Source organism: Aeromicrobium erythreum (assembly GCF_001509405.1).
Taxonomy (GTDB): domain Bacteria; phylum Actinomycetota; class Actinomycetes; order Propionibacteriales; family Nocardioidaceae; genus Aeromicrobium; species Aeromicrobium erythreum.
On sequence record NZ_CP011502.1, the window covers coordinates 2,590,896 to 2,609,207 of the forward strand.

At 73.1% G+C, this 18,312-nt stretch carries 19 protein-coding genes and 1 tRNA gene; 2 read left to right on the forward strand and 18 right to left on the reverse strand.

Annotation, left to right across the window (positions count from 1 at the left end):
• Window positions 1-190: 190 nt before the first annotated feature.
• The 5 genes from Aeryth_RS12220 to Aeryth_RS12240 all read right to left on the reverse strand — a co-directional run bounded on the left by Aeryth_RS12220 (window position 191) and on the right by Aeryth_RS12240 (window position 5,759).
• Window positions 191-682, reverse strand: coding sequence for an SRPBCC family protein (locus Aeryth_RS12220; protein WP_067859075.1), 492 nt, complete (start codon window positions 680-682; stop codon window positions 191-193).
• The gene (locus Aeryth_RS12225) at window positions 672-1,148 is read right to left on the reverse strand and encodes an SRPBCC family protein (protein WP_067861732.1); all 477 of its coding nucleotides are present in this window, start codon (window positions 1,146-1,148) and stop codon (window positions 672-674) included. Before Aeryth_RS12225 ends, Aeryth_RS12220 begins: the two co-directional genes overlap by 11 nt.
• Before the next feature lie 46 nt (window positions 1,149-1,194).
• A complete protein-coding gene (locus Aeryth_RS12230; protein ID WP_067859078.1) occupies window positions 1,195-2,451 on the reverse strand; it encodes a lipase family alpha/beta hydrolase in 1,257 nt (418 codons plus the stop codon).
• 140 nt (window positions 2,452-2,591) lie between these two features.
• Window positions 2,592-3,965, reverse strand: a complete 1,374-nt coding sequence (tig, locus tag Aeryth_RS12235; RefSeq protein WP_067859082.1) for a trigger factor — start codon at window positions 3,963-3,965, stop codon at window positions 2,592-2,594.
• Window positions 3,966-4,118: 153 nt separating this feature from the next.
• The gene (locus tag Aeryth_RS12240; RefSeq protein WP_202967668.1) at window positions 4,119-5,759 is read right to left on the reverse strand and encodes an alkaline phosphatase D family protein; all 1,641 of its coding nucleotides are present in this window, start codon (window positions 5,757-5,759) and stop codon (window positions 4,119-4,121) included.
• A gap of 123 nt (window positions 5,760-5,882) precedes the next feature.
• Between Aeryth_RS12240 and Aeryth_RS12245 the strand changes: the two genes are divergently transcribed.
• Both Aeryth_RS12245 and Aeryth_RS12250 read left to right on the forward strand, forming a co-directional pair.
• Entirely contained in the window at window positions 5,883-6,848 is a 966-nt protein-coding gene (locus tag Aeryth_RS12245; protein ID WP_067859085.1) for an MsnO8 family LLM class oxidoreductase, read from the forward strand.
• 7 nt (window positions 6,849-6,855) lie between these two features.
• Window positions 6,856-7,602, forward strand: coding sequence for an NADPH-dependent F420 reductase (locus Aeryth_RS12250; protein WP_417864628.1), 747 nt, complete (start codon window positions 6,856-6,858; stop codon window positions 7,600-7,602).
• Between the two features lie 105 nt (window positions 7,603-7,707).
• Here Aeryth_RS12250 and Aeryth_RS12255 read toward each other — a convergent pair whose 3' ends face one another.
• From Aeryth_RS12255 to xerD, 13 genes are all read right to left on the reverse strand, one after another.
• Window positions 7,708-8,262, reverse strand: coding sequence for an acid shock protein (locus Aeryth_RS12255; RefSeq protein WP_144433767.1), 555 nt, complete (start codon window positions 8,260-8,262; stop codon window positions 7,708-7,710).
• 528 nt (window positions 8,263-8,790) lie between these two features.
• A tRNA-Pro gene (locus Aeryth_RS12260) sits at window positions 8,791-8,867 on the reverse strand.
• A gap of 50 nt (window positions 8,868-8,917) precedes the next feature.
• On the reverse strand, window positions 8,918-9,739 hold the full coding sequence (locus Aeryth_RS12265; RefSeq protein WP_083516626.1) for a pseudouridine synthase: 822 nt from the start codon (window positions 9,737-9,739) through the stop codon (window positions 8,918-8,920).
• 111 nt (window positions 9,740-9,850) lie between these two features.
• On the reverse strand, window positions 9,851-11,197 hold the full coding sequence (gene der, locus Aeryth_RS12270; protein ID WP_067859104.1) for a ribosome biogenesis GTPase Der: 1,347 nt from the start codon (window positions 11,195-11,197) through the stop codon (window positions 9,851-9,853).
• Window positions 11,190-11,912: a lysophospholipid acyltransferase family protein gene (locus Aeryth_RS12275; protein WP_067859106.1), complete on the reverse strand. Its 723-nt coding sequence runs from the start codon at window positions 11,910-11,912 to the stop codon at window positions 11,190-11,192. The genes der and Aeryth_RS12275 overlap by 8 nt, the downstream gene beginning before the upstream one ends.
• A complete protein-coding gene (cmk, locus tag Aeryth_RS12280; RefSeq protein WP_067859109.1) occupies window positions 11,909-12,580 on the reverse strand; it encodes a (d)CMP kinase in 672 nt (223 codons plus the stop codon). Before cmk ends, Aeryth_RS12275 begins: the two co-directional genes overlap by 4 nt.
• Before the next feature lie 36 nt (window positions 12,581-12,616).
• Window positions 12,617-13,669, reverse strand: coding sequence for a prephenate dehydrogenase (locus tag Aeryth_RS12285; protein ID WP_067859112.1), 1,053 nt, complete (start codon window positions 13,667-13,669; stop codon window positions 12,617-12,619).
• Window positions 13,666-14,400 (reverse strand): pseudouridine synthase, encoded by a 735-nt coding sequence (locus Aeryth_RS12290; protein ID WP_067859115.1) that lies wholly within the window; start codon window positions 14,398-14,400, stop codon window positions 13,666-13,668. Before Aeryth_RS12290 ends, Aeryth_RS12285 begins: the two co-directional genes overlap by 4 nt.
• Window positions 14,397-15,197: an SMC-Scp complex subunit ScpB gene (scpB, locus tag Aeryth_RS12295; protein ID WP_083516428.1), complete on the reverse strand. Its 801-nt coding sequence runs from the start codon at window positions 15,195-15,197 to the stop codon at window positions 14,397-14,399. Before scpB ends, Aeryth_RS12290 begins: the two co-directional genes overlap by 4 nt.
• Window positions 15,190-16,050: a segregation and condensation protein A gene (locus Aeryth_RS12300; protein ID WP_067859118.1), complete on the reverse strand. Its 861-nt coding sequence runs from the start codon at window positions 16,048-16,050 to the stop codon at window positions 15,190-15,192. The genes scpB and Aeryth_RS12300 overlap by 8 nt, the downstream gene beginning before the upstream one ends.
• Window positions 16,047-16,415 (reverse strand): hypothetical protein, encoded by a 369-nt coding sequence (locus Aeryth_RS12305; protein WP_067859121.1) that lies wholly within the window; start codon window positions 16,413-16,415, stop codon window positions 16,047-16,049. The genes Aeryth_RS12300 and Aeryth_RS12305 overlap by 4 nt, the downstream gene beginning before the upstream one ends.
• On the reverse strand, window positions 16,400-17,248 hold the full coding sequence (locus Aeryth_RS12310; protein ID WP_067859124.1) for a ParA family protein: 849 nt from the start codon (window positions 17,246-17,248) through the stop codon (window positions 16,400-16,402). The genes Aeryth_RS12305 and Aeryth_RS12310 overlap by 16 nt, the downstream gene beginning before the upstream one ends.
• 119 nt (window positions 17,249-17,367) lie before the next feature.
• Window positions 17,368-18,303 carry a site-specific tyrosine recombinase XerD gene (xerD, locus tag Aeryth_RS12315; RefSeq protein WP_067859127.1) on the reverse strand — a complete coding sequence of 312 codons (936 nt, stop codon included), beginning with the start codon at window positions 18,301-18,303 and terminating at the stop codon, window positions 17,368-17,370.
• Window positions 18,304-18,312 lie beyond the last annotated feature (9 nt).

Below are 18,312 nucleotides of genomic sequence, written 5' to 3' on the forward strand. Positions count from 1 at the left end.
GGGTCCCCCGGGCCGCGGCCGGGTCCGGCGTGGGGGCGGTAGGTGACGCGCGCCTCCTGCGCGTGCAGAGGTAGGTGACGCGCGGGATGAGAGGCTCTTTCCGCGCGTCACCTACCTTCGCGCCCAGGGATACGCGCGTCACCTACCTCCGCGCCCAGGAGGCGCGCGTCACCTACCGCCCACCCAGCCCTCAGCGCCCCTCCGCCTCCGCCTTCAGGGCGGCGAGGGTGCGACGCATGCCGTCGAGGAGCTCGACGTCGTGGTTCTCGGCGCCGCCCATGAGCCACTTGCCGACGAGGCGGGTGGAGAGGCCGGCGGACGGGAGGGCGCTGCGACGTTCGACGACGTGCGTGCCGCCGTCCTCGGGGGTCAGCTCGTAGGACCACTCGACGTCGACCGGCCAGATCCGGAAGGCGAGGGCGGCGGATCCGTCGTGGGTGGGCGGCTTCCAGCGCGTGATGCGGGTGGTCGTCGGCCAGAGCACCGCGCCCTTGCGGTTGAGGTTGACACCGCGAGACCCGACGCGGGGAGCGTCGGCGATGACCATGCGCACGGTCTCGGGGCTGCGCTCGCTCATCGAGCGCAGGTCCGACAGCAGGCTCCACACGACGTCGACGGACGCGTCGATCGAGGTCTCCGCCTCGAGGGCGGGCAGGCCCCCGGCGGGGAACTCAGGCGGCACGGACCCCGGCCTCGGCCTCGGCCTTGATCCGCTGCAGGGTCTGGTGGATGCCCTGCTCGAGCTCGTCCTCGAACGTCTCGGTCCCGCCGAGCACGTGCTTCGTCAGCAGGTTCGACAGGCTCGAGACACCGTTCGGTGCGGTGCGCGACTCGGTGAGCCGGGTCCGGTCGCCGCCGAGCGCCTCGAGACGGTAGGTCCACACGGTGCCGTTCTCGGCGATCTTGAGCGCCAGCTCGTGCTCGGGCTCGAACACCTTGACGGAGGAGCGGGTGGGCCAGACCTTCCAGCCCTGCCGGTTGATGTTGATCGTGCGCGCGCCCTGCCGGACCACGCCGCCGCGGATGATCATGCGGCGGCACTGGGGGCTCCACTCCCCCATCCGCTTGAGGTCGGACACGATGCTCCAGACGACGGACGGCGGGGCGTCGATCTCGACGGAGCTCTCGATCAGGCTGCGGTTCGGCACGGTGGTGACTCCCAAGGTGTCGGGGACGGGGCGGGGTGGGACGGGTTCAGTCCTGGCCGGACGCGCTCAGCGCCCGGACGGGACGGTGCGCCGCACGCACCCACTCGACGAGCCAGTCGGCGACCGTCGGATGGTTGAGCAGGGCGAAGTGGTGGGCGCTCGGCACGTACTCGAAGCGGGCGCCCTCGACCACCGGGCCGGTGCGACCGACACCGGTGGCGGAGGAGAAGTGCACGAGCAGGTCGCCGAGGACGGTGCTGAGCGGGTGGCGCTGCGACGCCCCGAGCGTGCCGGCGACGAAGTGGTACTCGGCGTGCGGGAGCGGGGCGGCGGCGATCCGGTCGAGGCCCCACGCACGGGTGAGGTCCTGGCCCTCCCACTCGTCGGCGGAGATGTAGCCGTGCCGCAGGTCGACGATGCCGGCGGACCGGGTGTCGAGGATGGTGCTGAAGGGCCGCGACTCGGGGAGGAAGCGCAGCACGGAGGAGCCGAGGTGGGCGACCTTCTCCAGGTTCGCGCCGGCGTGCGGCGTCCCCAGGCACACGACGTCGCGCACGAGGTGCTGCCACGTCTTCCCACCGGCGGTCGCGTGGTTGGTGGCCGCGCGCACCACGAGACCGCCCATCGAGTGACCGACGAGCGTGATGCGGGAGACGGGGGTGGGCCACACGTCGACGAGCTGGGTGAGGAGCGCGTCGAGGTGCTTGCCGTTCTCGGAGATGTGCAGCCCGGTGTTGTAGCGGATCATCACGGGCGTCGCGTCGGTCTCGCTCGAGATCCGCGTCGCGTACGAGGTGCCCGACACCTTGGAGCCGAGCGTCCACGACTCGTCGTCCTCGCAGAGGCCGTGCAGGAACACGACCAGGTGGCTGCCGGCGTCGCGGAAGGCCTCGGCCACCTGCCAGCCGGTGGGCGGGAGGTCCTCGCCGTCGACGCGCACCGACATGACGATCGCCTGCGGGTCGTCCAGCATGCGCAGCTCGTCGCCGATCAGGCCGTTGACGGCGGCCACGACGCTGCGGCCGAGGCGCGTGGACTCCACCGGCGCACCGATCCCTCGTGCCGAGAGGGCACGGACCGAGCCGCTCCCGACCCGCAGCACGCCGGAGACCGCGCCGTAGACGGAGGTGACGACGGCGTCGTGCAGCGACTCGGGCACCCGGCCGCCGACCACACGGGTGGCGCGGAAGGCCCGCGCCGCCACGGCCTCGTGCACCTCGCGCACCGTGCCGACGACCAGCCGGTCGAGGTGGTCCAGCGCGAGCGCGGCCACGTCGGTGGTGCGTGCGGGTGAGCCGGGCATGGCTACATACTGCCGGTATCTGAGCGCGATGTGAACCGCACGTGGCGAGGTTCTCAGCGTTCGCACACCCACACGGCGCCAGCCGCACGCACGACGGCCCGACACCCGTGCGGGTGTCGGGCCGTCGGTGACGGGTCGGGTCAGGCCTGGGTGGCCTCAGCCTCGTCGGACTCCTCGTCGTCGGCGAGGGAGCCGTCGGCGCGCAGCTTGCCCAGCTCGAGCACCGTGCCGGACGCGTCCTTGACGACGGCCTGCTGCATCAGCTCGGCGAGCGCCTTGCCGCGCAGCACCTCGCTCACCATCTCGGGCACGTGGTTGTGCTCCATGATGTGCTGGATGTAGGAGTTCGGGTCCTGGCCCGACTCCTGCGCCCGGCGGAAGATGTGCTGGCTCAGCTCGTCGTCCTGGATGCCGATCTCGGAGTCGGCGACCACCTGGTCGAGCACGAACTGGGCGACGATCGAGTCGCGCACCCGGCGCTCGAGCTCGGCCTCGAACTCCTCCTCGGTCTGGCCCTCGTCCTCGAGGTAGGTCTCGAACGGGATGCCGGCGTAGGAGAGCTGCTGCTGGATCTGCTCACGGCGACCCTGCAGCTCCTCGGCGACGACGGCGTCGGGCAGCGGCGCCTCGACCTGGCCGACGATCTCGTCGAGGACGAGGTCGCGGGCCTCGGCGGCCTGCTCCATGCGCTTGCCGCGGACGAGCCGCTCGCGCACGTCGGCCTTGAGCTCCTCGACGGTGTCGAACTCCGAGGCGGTCTGGACGAACTCCTCGTCGAGCTCGGCGACCTGGCGCTCCTTGACCTCGTTCAGGGTCACGGTGACGTCGACGGGCGTGCCCTTGAGCTCGCCGCCGACCAGCTCGGTCGCGAACGTGGTCGTCGCGCCCTTCTCGAGGCCGATGAGCGCCTCGTCGAGACCGTCGAGCAGGGTGCCGGAGCCGATCGTGTAGGGCAGGCCCTTGGCGTCGGCGCCCTCGATGTCGGAGCCGTCCTTGTCGCGCGCGACGAGGTCGATGGTGACGGCGTCGCCGTCGGCGGCGGCGCGGTCGACGTCGGTGGTGACGGCGAAGCGGTCACGCAGGGCGTCGATCTGCTCGTCGACGTCGGCGTCGGTGACCTCGGCGTCGGCGACCTGCACCTCGATGCTCGCCAGGTCGGGCAGCTCGAGGGTGGGGCGCACGTCGAGCTCGGCGGTGATCTCGATGTCCTCGCCGTCGACGAACTTGGTGAGGTCGATCTCGGGCTGGCTCAGCGGCTGGATCTCCGCCTGCTGCAGGGCCTCGTTGTACCAGCCGGGCAGGGCGCCGTTGATGGCCTCGTCCAGCACGGCGCTGCGGCCGATGCGCTGGTCGACGATGGCGGCCGGCACCTTCCCCTTGCGGAAGCCGGGGATGGTGATCTGCGAACCGATCGTCTTGTACGCCTTGTCGAGGCTCGGCTTGAACTCCTCGAACGGCACCTCGATGGTGAGCTTGACCCGCGTGGGGCTCAGGGTCTCGGTGGTGCTCTTCACGTCGTGCTGCTCCTGCGGTGGTGGTGGTCGGGGTGCGTGCCGCAACCGCTCGGGACGTGGCGCGGACGCGGGAGGTCGCGCGGGCTCAGCAGCCCGCGGCAGGACCTCCGTGCAGTCTCTCACGCTGCCCCTGGTGCAGGCGAACCAGCACGGTCAGGTGGGCAGGACGCGGTTCGTCCCGGCCGGGACGCGGCGGGTCGCCAGGAGCCGCGAGGAGGCGTCGGGGTCGGTGCGGTCGCTGACCGCGTGCCACTCCATGCGCGCCTCGTCGGGCGTCAGCTCGAGCACGCTGTAGCCGTGGTCGTCGAGGTTGACGAAGCGCACGTGCGGGTTCATGCGCACGATCGCCTCCTCCATCGCCAGCGAGACGGTGCGGGGCTTGGTGCCCATGAAGTCATCGACGTTGTTGCTGGTGACGGAGCTGCACACGAGCTCGGTCGCGACGGGGGCACCGTCGAGCTCGACCTCGTTGGCCCAGGCGGTGTGCACGTCGCCGCTGAGGAAGACCACGTCGTCGACGCCCGCCTCCTTGATCCGCTCGAGCACCCGTCGGCGCTCCACGGGATAGCCGTCCCACGTGTCGGTGTTCGGTTCCGCGGGCCCCCAGGTCATCGGGTCGGTGGTGCGACGCAGGGCGAGCTCCTGGCCGCGCGGACGCGGCGGCATCAGCATCGGCGCGACCATCACGGGGTTCCCGACGAGCCGCCACCGGGCACCGCGCGTAGCGAGTCCCTCCACCAGCCACGCCTCCTGGTCGGCCCCGGTGAGGGAGCGGGCGGCGTCGTCCAGGCGCGGGTCGTCGGCCTCGACGCGCTCGTCGCGGTAGCCGCGCAGGTCGAGCATCGAGAGGTCCGCCAGCCGGCCGAACCGGAACCGCCGGTAGATGCGGGTGCCGTCGCCCACGCGGGCCGTGCCGCCCAGGCGGACCGGCATCCACTCGTCGTACGCCCGCATCGCGGCGCGCTTGCGGCGGCCCCAGGGGCCCTCGGTGAAGCGCTGGTGCTCGAAGGCCCCGCCGGGGTACCAGCCGTCGGCGATCTCGTGGTCGTCCCACGTGGCGACCATCGGCAGCGCCGCGTGCAGCTGCTGCAGGTCGGGGTCGGTCTTGTACTGCGCGTGCCGACGGCGGTAGTCCTCGAGCGACACGGTCTCGTGCGGCGGGTCGTGGCGCCGCACGTCGGTCCAGTCGGGTCCGTGGGAGTACTTCCCCGGCTGGTACTCGTACAGGTAGTCGCCGAGATGGACGACGGCGTCGAGGTCGTGGTCGAGCAGGTGCCGGTAGGCGGCGAAGTAGCCGGCCTGCCAGTTGGCGCAGCAGACGACGCCGAGCCGCAGCCGCTGCACGTCGTCGTCCTCGGCCGGTGCCGTGCGCGTGCGGCCGCCGACGGTGTCGGGTCCGTGCCGGAAGCGGTACCAGTAGGTCGTCGCGGGCTGCAGGGCGCGGACGTCGAGCTTGACGGTGTGGTCGCGGCGGGCGTCGGTGCGCGCCACGCCGGCGGCGACGACGTCGACGAAGTCCTCGTCGGCGGCGACCTCCCAGTCGACCTCGGTCGGGGCTCCGCGTCCCGAGCCCGGGCGGGCGTCGGGCGTCGGCGTCACCCGGGTCCAGAGCACCACGCCGTCGGCGACCGGGTCGCCCGACGCCGCGCCGTGCTGGAAGTGACGGTGGCGGCTGGCGGGGGCGGGCGACGGTCGCAGGGTCGCGACGACGGCGCCGGCGCCGACGGTGAAGCCGACGCCGCTCACGACCACGTCGCGGCGGGTCAGGGGTGCTCGGGGCGTCCCGGTCCTCACCCGGCCAGTCAGACAGGGTCGGGGTACGGGACGGCGAGGTCGGGGTGAACGTCAGGAGTCGGTCGGGGAACCTCGCGCGGGACGCTGCGGAAGTTGCGGCGCCCTCGCAGCGTTGGGACCTGCGTGAGGCTCTCCCTGCTCGACCGTTCCCGCACCCGCGCCGGACATCCCGACGCGGAGGGACTCACGGGCAGTGTCGCGCGTGCCGTCTGGGCCGAGGAGCTCGGCTACGACCGGTTCTGGGTGGCGGAGCACCACGCCGTGCCCGGCATCGCGAGCGGCGCGCCTCCCGTCCTGATGGCCGCGGTGGGTGCGGCGACGTCGCGCATCCGCATCGGGTCCGGCGGCATCATGCTCCCGCACCACCAGCCGATCGTCGTCGCGGAGCAGGTGCGCATGCTCGAGGCGCTGCACCCGGGCCGCGTCGACGTCGGGCTCGGCCGGTCGTCGGGTTTCACCGCGCCGGTGCGCAAGGCGTTGCGGGAGACCCCCGACGCCGCCGACCGGTTCGCCGACGACGTCCGCGAGCTGCGCGACCTGCTGGCTGGTCGCGGTGCGGTGACCGTGCGTCCCGCGGGCGGCCCGGTCCCGGTGTACCTGCTGGCCACGGGACACGGCGTGACCCTGGCGGCCGAGCTGGGTCTACCGGTGGTCGTCGGCGGGCCGGCGCTGTGGTCCGACGAGCTGCCGTCGGCGCTCGCCGCGTACCGCCGCGACTTCCGACCCTCGCCCGACGCCGACGCGCCGCAGGTGCTGGTCTCGCTCGACGTGCTCGTCACCGACGACGTCGCGACCGCCCGCGAGCTCGCCCTCCCGGAGGCGTGGGCGATGGCGCAGTCCCGGCGCACCGGCGTCTTCGAGCCCCTGGAGTCGCCCGCGGCCATCCGCGCGCAGGAGTGGCCCGAGCAGGTGCGCCGCAGGGTCGAGACGTCGCTCGAGCAGGCCGTCGCTGGCGACGCCGGCACGGTCCGCCGGGCCCTCGAGCAGCTGGCTGAGCGCACCGGCGCCGACGAGCTGCTGGCGTCGACGTCGACGTGGGACCGCGAGGCCCTGCGCGCCGCCGACGCCGCGCTGCGCGCCCTGGTCTGAGGTCGCGCTGGTCCGAGGTGGTTCCGGGAAGGTCCGGCACGAACACGGTGTTGAGGACGTCATGACCACCATCGGACTCATCGGCAGTGGAAACATCGGCAGCACGGTCGCACGGCTGGCCGTCGACGCGGGCTACGACGTCGTGCTCAGCAACCGGCGCGGACCGGACACCCTGCGCGACCTCGTCGAGCAGCTCGGCCCGCGGGCGCGCACGGCGACCCCGGCAAAGGCGGCGGAGGCGGCCGACCTCGCGGTCGTGACGGTGCCGCTCAAGGCACTACCCGACGTCCCCGTCGACCCGCTGCGCGGCAAGGTCGTCATCGACACCAACAACTACTACCCCGAGCGCGACGGTCAGGTGGCACGCCTCGACGACGAGTCGACGACCACCAGCGAGCTCACGCAGGAGCACCTGCCGGAGTCGAAGGTCGTCAAGACGTTCAACAACATCTACTTCGAGCACCTCGCCCGCCTCGCGCGCCCCCACGGCGACCCCGAGCGGTCGGTGCTCGCCATCGCCGGTGACGACGCCGACGCCAAGCAGGTCGTCACCGACTTCCTCGACGCGATCGGCTACGACGCCCACGACGTCGGCCCGCTCTCCGAGGGTTGGCGCTACCAGCGCGACACCGCCGCCTACGCCGGGCTCTACCAGACCCCGGACGCCGACTTCACGCCCGAGTCGGGCCGCCAGGTCACGCCGGAGCTGCTGCAGGAGAAGCTCGACGCGGCGCAGCGCTACCGCGACATGTGACGCTCGACCCGCTCCTGCTCGGTGTGACGCCGCGCTGACCTGGACATGGCGAGGCTCCCGGACCCTGCGGTCCGGGAGCCTCGCCAGCCGACAGGGGTCTCGAGGTCAGGAGACGCTGCAGGCAGGCAGCCCCAGGACGACGAGGGCGCAGCGGATGCCGGCCTTGTTGTTGGCGTAGTTCGTGTCCAGCGCCGCCGTCCGCGGGTCGGACAGCTCGAAGCTCCACTGGCTGAAGGCCGAGACCTCGACCGTCGACAGAAGGAACGTCCTGCTCTGCCCGGGCAGCAGCGGCTCCTTGAGGTACACGTCGCCGTCGTAGCCCGATCCGAGGACACCGATGGCCCAGTCCTCCTGGATCTGCGGGTCGCCGAACAGGCCGATCCCGACCGCCCGGTTGGAGTGGAACGTGAACTGCGTGCCGGCCGGGACCGTCGTGTTGCCCTGGTTGCGCACGACGAAGCCACGCTGGCCCACACCGGACTGCGCCTTGACGACGATCTCGGGGTGCCGGACCACCGCCTTCGCCGCGGCCTTCTGGGTCACGGCGCTCTTCGCCGCGGGGGCCTTCGTCTCGGCGGCGTTCGCCACGGAGGCGGTCCCGACGAGGGAGCAGACGACGGCGGCGACCAAGCCCGCCGAGAACGTACGGGAAACGATCATGATGACTCCTACACGAGGTGGACGTACGCGGGCCCGGACGGGCTCACGCGGCAAGCGTCGTCACCACGAGCGCGGCATCCCTGGATCCGGGCGATCTGCGTGCTGCCGTGCACGGGATTGCGTACTGGGCCGCCCCGCCGCAGGACCCGGCCGGCGAGACACCCGTAGGTACTGCGAGCCGAAAGCACGACACTCCCGGACCCGCTTCCGCAGGTCCGGGAGTGTGGGACGTCCTCGGACGTCGTCGTGGTCGGGCTGACGGTGTGCTGGTTCAGGACATCGGCAAGGCATGTCCCAAGACATAGGCAACACTTCCGGTCACGCTGCTGGGGGGAGGATCAAACCGCACCGATCTCCTCGCGTCTTGGACACTTCCGGGGCACTCCACTGGCTCGGGGGCACCCGGAAGTGTCCGAAACGGGGGACGACGCGTCATCGACCCCGAACGCGACTACCAGCCCCAGAAACCACAAGCCCCGAACCCACATCCGTGGGTTCGGGGCTTGCCGATGTCTTGAGACATCAGAGTGGTCGGGCTGACAGGATTTGAACCTGCGACCCCCTGACCCCCAGTCAGGTGCGCTACCAAGCTGCGCTACAGCCCGAACAACCTGAGCCAGCCTACCGTACGCGCTCGCCGCGACCCCACCTGGCCTCAGGCGCTCGCGAGGGGCAGGGCCCGGCGGCTCGTGAAGCGACGCGGGGCGTCGTCGACGGGGTCGGTGAAGGCGACCTCGTGGGCCAGGAGCTGCAACGGTGTGGTCATGTCGTCGACCGCGACGTCGAGCACGTCGGGGTACAGCGGGTCACCGACGATCGGCACGCCGAGCCCCCACAGGTGCAGGCGCAGCTGGTGGGTGCGGCCGGTCTCGGGGCGGAGGCGGTACACGGCCTCGTCGCCCCGGACCTCCTGCAGCTCCACGTGCGTCACCGCGTTCACGGGGGCGTCCGGCACGACCTCGGCGCGCAGCGTCCCACGGTCCTTGCGCACGTGGTCGCGCACGGTCGTCGGCAGCTCCAGGGACGGGTCGTAGGGCGCGAGGGCGAGGTACGTCTTGCGCATCGCGCGCTCGGCGAACAGCTGCTGGTACGCGCCGCGCCACCGCCGTTCCTTCACCAGCACCAGCACGCCCGACGTCACGCGGTCCAGACGGTGCGCGGGCGTCAGCTCCGGCAGGTCGAGGCTGTCGCGCAGCCGCACCGTGACGCTCTGGCGCACGTGCCGTCCGCGCGGGATCGTCGCCAGGAACGGCGGCTTGTCGACCACCAGCAGCCGCTCGTCCTCGTGCAGCACGTCGATCGTGCCCGGCACCTCCGGCTCGTCGCGCAGCGCACGGTGGAACCACACGAACGTGTGCGGACGGTAGGGCTCCTCACCCGTGAGCGGCGTCCCGTCGTCGAGCACGAACCGACCCTCGGCGAGCAGCTCCTCGACCCCGACGCGCTCGGGCAGCCTCTGGCGCAACCAGGCGCCCATGGTCGGGGCGGGCGAGGGCCGGGTGCGGTCGTGGTCGGGCGTGCGCACCCAGGCGGCGCCGAGCCCGTGGCGCGGCGGCAGGGGCGAACGCGGCGGCACGAGCCCGTCCCGTCAGCGCTTGCGCTTCTCGCGCGGACGCTGCTGGATGTGGATCGGCGTGCCGACGAAGCCGAACTCCTCGCGCAGCCGACGCTCGACGAAGCGCACGTAGCCCGCCTCCAGCTTCCCCGACGTGAAGAGGATGAACGTCGGCGGAGCGGTCGAGGCCTGCGTGCCGAAGAGGATCTTGGCCTGCTTGCCGCCCCGCACGGGGTGGGGGTGCTCGGCGACGAGCCGCCCGAGGAAGGAGTTCAGCGCCCCGGTGCCGATGCGCGTCTCCCAGCCCTCGAGGGCGGCGTCGAGCGCGCGCACGAGCCGGTCGACGTGCCAGCCGGTGCGGGCGGCGATGTTGATGCGCGGGGCCCACTGCACCTGCACGAGCTCGCGCTCGATCTCGCGCTCCAGGTAGTAGCGGCGCTCCTCGTCGACCTTGTCCCACTTGTTGAACGCGACGACGAGGGCGCGGCCGGTCTCGGCGACCGAGGAGACGATGCGGATGTCCTGCTCGGTGAACGGCATGCTCGCGTCGACGATGACGACGGCGACCTCGGCGCGCTCGATCGCCGTCGACGTGCGCAGGCTCGCGTAGTACTCGTGCCCCGACGCCTCGCGGACCCGGCGGCGGATGCCGGCGGTGTCGATGAACCGCCACTCGCGTCCACCGAGCTCCACCAGCTCGTCGACGGGGTCGACGGTCGTGCCGGACGCGTCGTCGACGACGACCCGGTACTCCCCCGCGAGCTGGTTCAGCAGGCTCGACTTGCCCACGTTGGGCTTGCCGACGATGGCGACCCGGCGCGGACCGCCGATCTCGGACTCCCGCTCCTCGGGCGCGTCGGGCAGCGCGGCGAGGACGGCGTCGAGCATGTCGCCGCTGCCGCGACCGTGCAGCGCGGAGACGGGGTACGGCTCGCCGAGCCCCAGGTTCCAGAGCGACGCCGCCTCGAGCTCGCCCCGCTGGTCGTCGACCTTGTTCGCTGCCAGGACCACGGGCTTCTTCGCCGCGCGCAGGATCCGCACGACCGCCTCGTCGGCGTCGGTGATGCCGACCGTGGCGTCGACGACGAACAGGACGGCGTCGGCGGCCTGCACGGCCACCTCGGCCTGCGCGGCGATCCGCTCCGCGAGCCCGCGGGCGTCGGGGTCCCAGCCGCCCGTGTCGACCACGGTGAAGGCCTTGCCGTTCCACTCCGCGTCGTAGGGCACGCGATCGCGGGTGACGCCGGGGACGTCCTCGACGACGGCCTCGCGGCGGCCGATGATGCGGTTGACGAGCGTCGACTTGCCGACGTTGGGCCGTCCGATGACCGCCAGGACGGGCAGGGGCGCGTCGCCGCGCGGCGCGGTGGACTCAGACATCGGCAGTTCCTTCGGGCAGGGGGCCGGGCAGCTGCAGGTGCCCGGTGTCCGCGGCCCACTCGACGTGGTGCCGCAGGTGATCGGTGATCCGGCGCCCGACCTCGGCCACGTGGGCCCGGGTGCGGGGCCACGGAACGGGCGCGATCCGTAAGGGTTCACCGTAGACGACGTCGATCCGCGCGCCCCGCGCGGGCCTGCTCTCCGGGTGCCCGCCCGGCGCCCGCGTGCCGAACAGCGCCACCGGCACGACGGGCGCGCCGGAGACCATCGCGAGCCACGCGACGCCGTCCTTGGTCCGGCGCACGTCACCCGCGCCGCGCTGGCCCTCCGGGTACACGACGACGCACTGGCCGGCCGCGAGCGCACCGGCCGCCGTGCGCAGGGCGCCGACGTCGCGCTCCTCGCGCCGCACCGGGATCTGGCCGGCGAGGCGCAGGACCCGGGCGGTGCGACCCTCGAAGGCCTCCCGCTTGACGAGTGCGTGCGCGTGGCGCGGGGCGCACAGGATGAGCAGCGGGCCGTCGAGCCACCCCACGTGGTTGCTGGCGAGGATGACCGGGCCCGCGACGGGCACGTGGTGCGCGCCGCGCTGGCGCACGTCCCACTGCCGGTGGACGGAGCGGCGCACGACCGGGCGCAGCGACCGCAGTCCCGCCTCCGGCAGGGCACGCGGCGCGTACGCCGGGGCGCCGGCGCCGACCAGGGGCTCGGTCACGTCGTCCGGGCCTCCTCGACCAGCTGCACCACCGCGTCGACGACCTCGTCGAGCGTGAGATGGGTGCCGTCGATCTGCACGGCGCCGTCGGCACGCGTCAGCGGCGACGTGGCGCGGGTGGAGTCGATGGCGTCGCGGGCGGCCAGCGACGCGGCGGTCGCGGCCTCGTCGGCCCCACCTCGCTCCGCCGCCCGACGTGCGGCACGCGCCTGAGCGTCGGCGACGAGGAACACCTTCACCGGGGCGTCGGGAGCCACCGTCGACCCGATGTCGCGACCCTCCACGACGATGCCGCCCGTGGCCTCGGCGATGATCGCGCGCTGCTGGTCGACGAGCATGCTGCGCACCTCAGGCACTGCCGCCACCGGGCTCACGTGGGCGTTCACGTCGTCGCCGCGGACGGCCTCGGAGACGTCGGCGCCGTCGACGGCGATGGTGGGCGCCTGCGGGTCGGTACCCGACTCCAGCCGCAGGTCGACCGCGTCACGCGCGATGGCGGCGGGGTCGCCGAGGTCGGTGCCACGCTGCAGCAGCGCCCACGTGACCGCGCGGTACATCGCGCCCGTGTCGAGGTAGGCCAGCGACAGGCGCGTTGCCACGCCCCGTGCGGTGCTGGACTTGCCCGATCCGGACGGACCGTCGACGGCGACGACGAAGGGGGTGCTCACAGGTGCTGGCTCCTCGGAGAGGGGTGGATTGACGGATCAACGGTAGGCGGACCACGCGCGTTCGGTGAGCCGGGCGACGAGCTCGTCGGCACGGTCGGCGGCGACCGCGATCTCGACGAGTCCCACCGGGCGACCGAGCTCGTGGTCGATGCGCAGGTCCTCGATGTTGACGCCCGACTCGCCCACGTGGGCGAACAGGCGCGACAGCGCCCCGGGGGTGTCGGGCACCTGCACGTTGACGACGACCAGCTCGACGGGCTCGCCGCCGTGCTTGCCGGGGATGGCCCGGGTGCCGACGCGACCGGCCTCGAGCACGCCGCCGACCACGTCGCGGTCGCGGAGCGCGTCGATCAGGGTGTCGAGGTCGTCGCGGACGGCCGTGAGCACGGCGCCGATCTCCTCGGCGTTCGTGGTGATGATGTCGCGCCAGAGCGCGGGGTCGCTGCCGGCGACGCGGGTGACGTCGCGCAGCCCCTGGCCCGCCAGGGCGAGGTGCGCGGGCGGCGCGTCCACGAGACGCGCGGCGGTCAGCGTCGACAGCACCTGCGGCACGTGCGACACGAGCGCGACGGCACGGTCGTGCGTGTCGGCGTCCATGACGGTCGGCACGGCGCCCAGCATCACGGCGACCTCCTCGACCAGCCGCACGGCGGCGTCGGTGGCGCCGGCCGCGGGCGTGATGACCCAGGGTCGTCCCTCGAACAGCCGCGCCGAGGCCGCCAGCGGTCCGGAGCGCTCGCTCCCGGCCATCGGGTGGCTGCCCACGTAGCGGTCGAGGCCGGCTCCCCCGGCGACGTCGCGCGCGACGCTGCCCTTGACGCTCGCCACGTCGGTGACGACGGCGGCGGGGTAGGTCTCGAGCGCCTCCCGCACCGCGGCGGCGGTGGCCCGTGGGGGGACCGCGACGACGACGAGCGCCGGGTCGTGCACCGGCTCGGCGCTGCCCGCGCCCCGCTCGACCGCGGCGGCGACGTGCTCGGGGTCGCGGTCGCGCAGGTGGACGTCGATGCCGTGCTCGCGCAGCGCGAGCGCCACGGAGGTGCCGATGAGGCCGCACCCGACGACGAGGGTCGGGGGCAGCGACGTCATGGGGACACGCTATCGAACAGGTCCCCCAGCTCCTCGCGGGTCAGCTCGCGCGAGCGTCCCACCCCGAGACTCCCGAGGTGGATCGGTCCGAACGTCGTGCGCGTCAGCTCCACGACCGGGTGGCCGACGGCGGCGAGCATGCGTCGCACGATCCGGTTGCGCCCCATGTGCAGGTCGAGCTCGACCAGCGAGCGACCACGGGAACGGTCCTTCACGACGAAGCGGTCGACGGCGGCCGGGCCGTCCTCGAGCTCGATGCCGTCGCGCAGCCGCCGCCCCACCGCGTCGCCGACCGCGCCGTCGACGAGGGCGACGTAGGTCTTGGTGAACTCGTACGACGGGTGCGCCAACCGGTGGGCGAGGTCGCCGTCGTTGGTGAGCAGCAGCAGGCCCGAGGTGTCGGTGTCGAGGCGACCCACGTGGAACAGGCGTTCGTCGCGTCCGGCCACGAACTCCGTCAGGTCGCGGCGGCCCTGCTCGTCGGCCATCGACGAGACGACGCCGCGCGGCTTGTTGAGCACGAGGTAGGCGTGGTCCGACGGCGGCGGGATGCGCCGACCGTCGACCCGCACGAGATCGGTGTGCGGGTCGACCCGGATGCCCATCTGGGTGACGACCTCGCCGTTGACCTCGACCCGGCCGGTCGCCATGAGCTCCTCGCAGCGGCGGCGGCTGCCGACCCCGGCCTGCGCAAGCACCTTCTGCAGGCGGATGCCCTCGGCCTCGCTCACGAGGTCCCCTCCCCCTCGGTCGCGTCCGGGCTGGACGAGTCTGGCGTGGACGAGCCTGGGGTGGACGAGTCTGCGTCGTCGGTGTCGAGCCCGTCGGCGACCTCCGCTGTCGCATCGTCGGAGCCGCTCGGGGGCACGAGGTCGTCCTCCATGTCCTCGATGTCCGGCAGCATCGGCGCGATGTCGGGGAGCTCCGCGAGCGACGCGAGCCCCATCCGCTCGAGGAAGTAGCTGCTGGTCCGGTACAGGTGCGCCCCGCTCTCGGGGTCGGTGCCGGCCTCCTCCAGGAGCCCGCGCGTGACCAGCGTGCGCACCACGCCGTCGACGTTGACACCGCGGATCGCCGAGATCCGCGAGCGGCTCACGGGCTGGCGGTACGCGACGACGGCGAGCGTCTCGAGCGCCGCCTGGGTGAGCCGGGCCTGCTGGCCGTCGAGCACGAACCGCTCGACGGCCGGCGCGAAGGCCTCGCGCGTGAAGTAGCGCCAGCCGCCGCCGACGTGGCGCAGCTCGAAGCCGCGTCCCTGCTCGTCGTACTCGGCTGCCAGCTCGGAGAGCGCGGCCTGCACCTCCACGGGCGGGTGTCCCACCGCCTGCGCGAGGGTCAGGTGGTCGAGGGGCTGGTCGGCGACCATCAGCACCGCCTCCAGCGCCGGACGCAGCGCGAGCAGCTCGAGCTCCAGCTCGTGCGGGCCGCGCAGCGACCCGTCCGTGGGCTGCCCCCCCTGCTCCGCGAGCTGCACCGTCTCGTCGACGGGCGCCTCGGCGGTGCTCGCGTCGGGCGTGGCGTCAGGCATCGTCGTCCTCCGGGATGGTCAGGGCGGGGGTGATCCCGTCGTCGGCGGTGTGACCGTCGAACTCGTCGCCGACGTCGATGTCGACGTCGTCGTCACCGCCGGTCCAGCGCAGGTGCAGGTCGCCGAGCGGGCTGGCCTGGTCGAAGCCGACGACGCCCTCCCGGAACAGCTCGAGCAGGGCCAGGAAGCGCGCCACGGTCGTCATGAGGTCCGCGTCGGCGGTCAGCGCGCGGAAGGTGGTGGTGCGCTCGCGGCGCAGCCGGTCGACGACGAGGTGCGCCTGCTCCCGCACGCTCACGGTCGGGGCGTGCAGGTGGGCCAGCGACAGCACGGGCTCGGGCCTCGGCTGCAGGGCCCGCGCGGCGAGCGCCGCGAGTTCGTCGGGCCCGATCGAGAAGACCACCTCGGGCAGCAGCGCGGCGAACCGCGGCTCGAGCCCGACCTGGCGGGGGTAGCGCTTGCCCTCGGTCGCCAGCCGGTCGGCGAGCAAGCTCGCCACTTGCTTGAAGGCGCGGTACTGCATGAGCCGGGCGAACAGCAGGTCGCGCGCCTCCAGCAGGGCGAGGTCCTCCTCGTCCTCGACGTCGGCCTGCGGCAGCAGCCGCGCCGTCTTGAGGTCGAGCAGCGTGGCGGCGACGACGAGGAACTGCGTCGTCTGCTCCAGGTCGCCCCCGAGCTCGCGGACGTAGGCGATGAACTCCGTCGTCACGGTCGACAGCGCGACCTCGGTGATGTCGAGCTGGTGCTTGGAGATGAGCGACAGCAGGAGGTCGAAGGGCCCGTCGAAGACCCCGACGTCGACGCGGAAGCCGTCCGCCTCCGGGGCCTGCGCGGTGTCGGCCGACAGGCTCATGCCGAGCCGAGCCGCCGGGCGAGGTCGCTGTCGTCGCCGCGGGTCTCGAGGTCCTCCAGCGCCAGGGCGATCGCGGCCCGCACGAGGCGGCCGCGGTCGACGTTGCGCCGCACGCTGCTGCGCAGCTGGAGCCGGGCCTGCTCGATCGCGAGCAGCTCCTCGCTCGTCACGTAGACCGTCATCTTCTCGTCGTGCTTGATGCGTCCGCTGTCGCGCGGTGCTGCGGGAGCAGCGGACTCCGTGCGCTCCTGCTCGGCCTGGGTCGGCTCCACGCTCGGGTCGGGTGCGGGACGACGCGAGCGGGCGGAGGGCGCCGTGGGGCGGAACAGCTCGTCCGCCCCCGGCATGCTCACGCGTCGGGGCATCGGTGCAGCACCTCCCGGGCGAGCTGGCGGTAGGCGTCGGCACCCGGTGAGCTGGCGGCGTACTCGGTGATCGGCACGCCGGCGACCGTCGCGTCGGAGAACTTGACGGTGCGTCGGATGACGGTGTGGAAGACGAGGTCGCCCCAGCCCTGCACGAGCGTCTGCAGCACCTCGCGACCGTGCAGCGTGCGGCCGTCGTACATGGTGCCGAGCAGGCCGATGATGCGCAGGTCGAAGTTGGTGCGGTCGCGGACCTTCTCGATCGTCTCCTTGAGCAGCGCCACGCCGCGCAGCGCGAAGTACTCGCACTCCAGCGGGATGATCACGCCGTCGGCCGCCGTCAGGGCGTTCACGGTGAGCAGGCCCAGCGACGGCTGACAGTCGATCAGCACGACATCGTAGTCGTGCAGGACCGGGTGCAGCGCGCGGGCGAGCACCTGCTCGCGACCCACCTCGGTCACGAGACGCATCTCGGCGGCGGAGAGGTCGATGTTGGCGGGCACGAGGTCGAGCCCGGGCACCGACGTCTCGAGGACGATGTCCTTGAGCGTCAGCTCGCGGTCCATCAGCACGTGGTAGATCGACTGCTCGAGGTCGTGGGCGTTGAAGCCCAGCCCGACCGTCAGCGAGCCCTGCGGGTCGAAGTCGAGCAGCAGCACACGACGTCCGGCCTCGACCAGCGCCGCACCCAGGTTGATGGTGGTCGTCGTCTTGCCGACGCCACCCTTCTGGTTGCACATCGCGATGATCTGCGCGGGTCGGCCGCCCTGGCGCGGTGACGGCTCGGGGAAGTCGGGCGCGGGGCGTCCGGTGGGTCCGAGTTCGTCGCTCATCAGTCTCCTTACGCCGCGGCCGGTCGCCGCCCGGCGATCGTCGGGCCACTGTACCGCGCTCGACGGGCGTCCCCGCGCGCCTGGCCCGCCGGTCGGGTCCGCTCTCCCGGCGCTCCTGCTCAGTCGACGGCGCGAGGGTGCGACGTCGCGTAGACCTCGCGCAGCCGGTCGACCGTCACCAGCGTGTAGATCTGCGTCGTCGTGACCGAGGCGTGCCCGAGCAGCTCCTGCACGACGCGGACGTCGGCCCCGCCGTCGAGGAGGTGGGTCGCGAAGCTGTGCCGCAGGGTGTGCGGCGAGACGTCCGCGTCGACGCCGGCTGCGCGCGCGGCGCGCGACAGCACCGTCCACGCGCTCTGGCGGCTCAGCCGACCCCCGCGCGCGTTCAGGAACAGCGCCGCACCGCCGCGTCCGGTGGCCGACACGAGCCCGGGTCGCGCGACGGTCAGGTAGTCGCCCAGCGCGGCCGCCGCGTACGAGCCCACCGGCACGATGCGCTGCTTGCCGCCCTTGCCGCGCAGCAGGGCGGTGCCCTCGTCCAGGTCGAGGTCGTCGACGTCGAGACCGACGGCCTCGGAGATGCGCGCCCCCGTGCCATACAGCACCTCCAGCAGCGCTCGATCGCGCTTGGCCAGGCTCGTCCCTGCCGCGCCGGCCGCCTCGAGGATCGCCTCGACCTGGTCGAGCGGCAGCGCCTTCGGCAGCCGTGAGGCGGGCCGGGGCGGCTTCACGGCCGCCGTCACGTCGGTCGCGACGAGCTGCTCGCGCAGGCAGAACTTGTGGAACCCCCGCACCGCGACGACCGCCCGGGCGGCGCTCGAGGCACCGAGGGGGGCGTGCTCCTCGTCGCCGGTACGCAGCGCGGCGAGGAAGGCCAGCACGTCGGTCTCGGCCACGTCGGCCACGTCGTGGACGCCGGCACCGTGCAGGTGCTCGCGGTAGCGGCGCAGGTCGCGCCGGTAGCTGCCGAGCGTGTTCGCGGCGAGACCCCGCTCCACGCCGAGGTGGCCCAGGTAGTCCTGGACGGCGCGGTCGAGGTCGCCGGCGTCGCTCATGGTCGCCGG

Excerpts from the sequence above, each read along its gene's own strand:
- Aeryth_RS12230 (WP_067859078.1), bottom strand. The coding sequence starts at position 2,451 with ATGCCCGGCTCACCCGCACGCACCACCGACGTGGCCGCGCTCGCGCTG.
- Aeryth_RS12255 (WP_144433767.1), bottom strand. The coding sequence starts at position 8,262 with ATGATCGTTTCCCGTACGTTCTCGGCGGGCTTGGTCGCCGCCGTCGTC.
- Aeryth_RS12265 (WP_083516626.1), bottom strand. The coding sequence starts at position 9,739 with ATGGGCGCCTGGTTGCGCCAGAGGCTGCCCGAGCGCGTCGGGGTCGAG.
- der (WP_067859104.1), bottom strand. The coding sequence starts at position 11,197 with ATGTCTGAGTCCACCGCGCCGCGCGGCGACGCGCCCCTGCCCGTCCTG.
- Aeryth_RS12285 (WP_067859112.1), bottom strand. The coding sequence starts at position 13,669 with ATGACGTCGCTGCCCCCGACCCTCGTCGTCGGGTGCGGCCTCATCGGC.
- scpB (WP_083516428.1), bottom strand. The coding sequence starts at position 15,197 with ATGCCTGACGCCACGCCCGACGCGAGCACCGCCGAGGCGCCCGTCGAC.
- Aeryth_RS12300 (WP_067859118.1), bottom strand. The coding sequence starts at position 16,050 with ATGAGCCTGTCGGCCGACACCGCGCAGGCCCCGGAGGCGGACGGCTTC.
- Aeryth_RS12305 (WP_067859121.1), bottom strand. The coding sequence starts at position 16,415 with ATGCCCCGACGCGTGAGCATGCCGGGGGCGGACGAGCTGTTCCGCCCC.
- Aeryth_RS12310 (WP_067859124.1), bottom strand. The coding sequence starts at position 17,248 with ATGAGCGACGAACTCGGACCCACCGGACGCCCCGCGCCCGACTTCCCC.
- xerD (WP_067859127.1), bottom strand. The coding sequence starts at position 18,303 with ATGAGCGACGCCGGCGACCTCGACCGCGCCGTCCAGGACTACCTGGGC.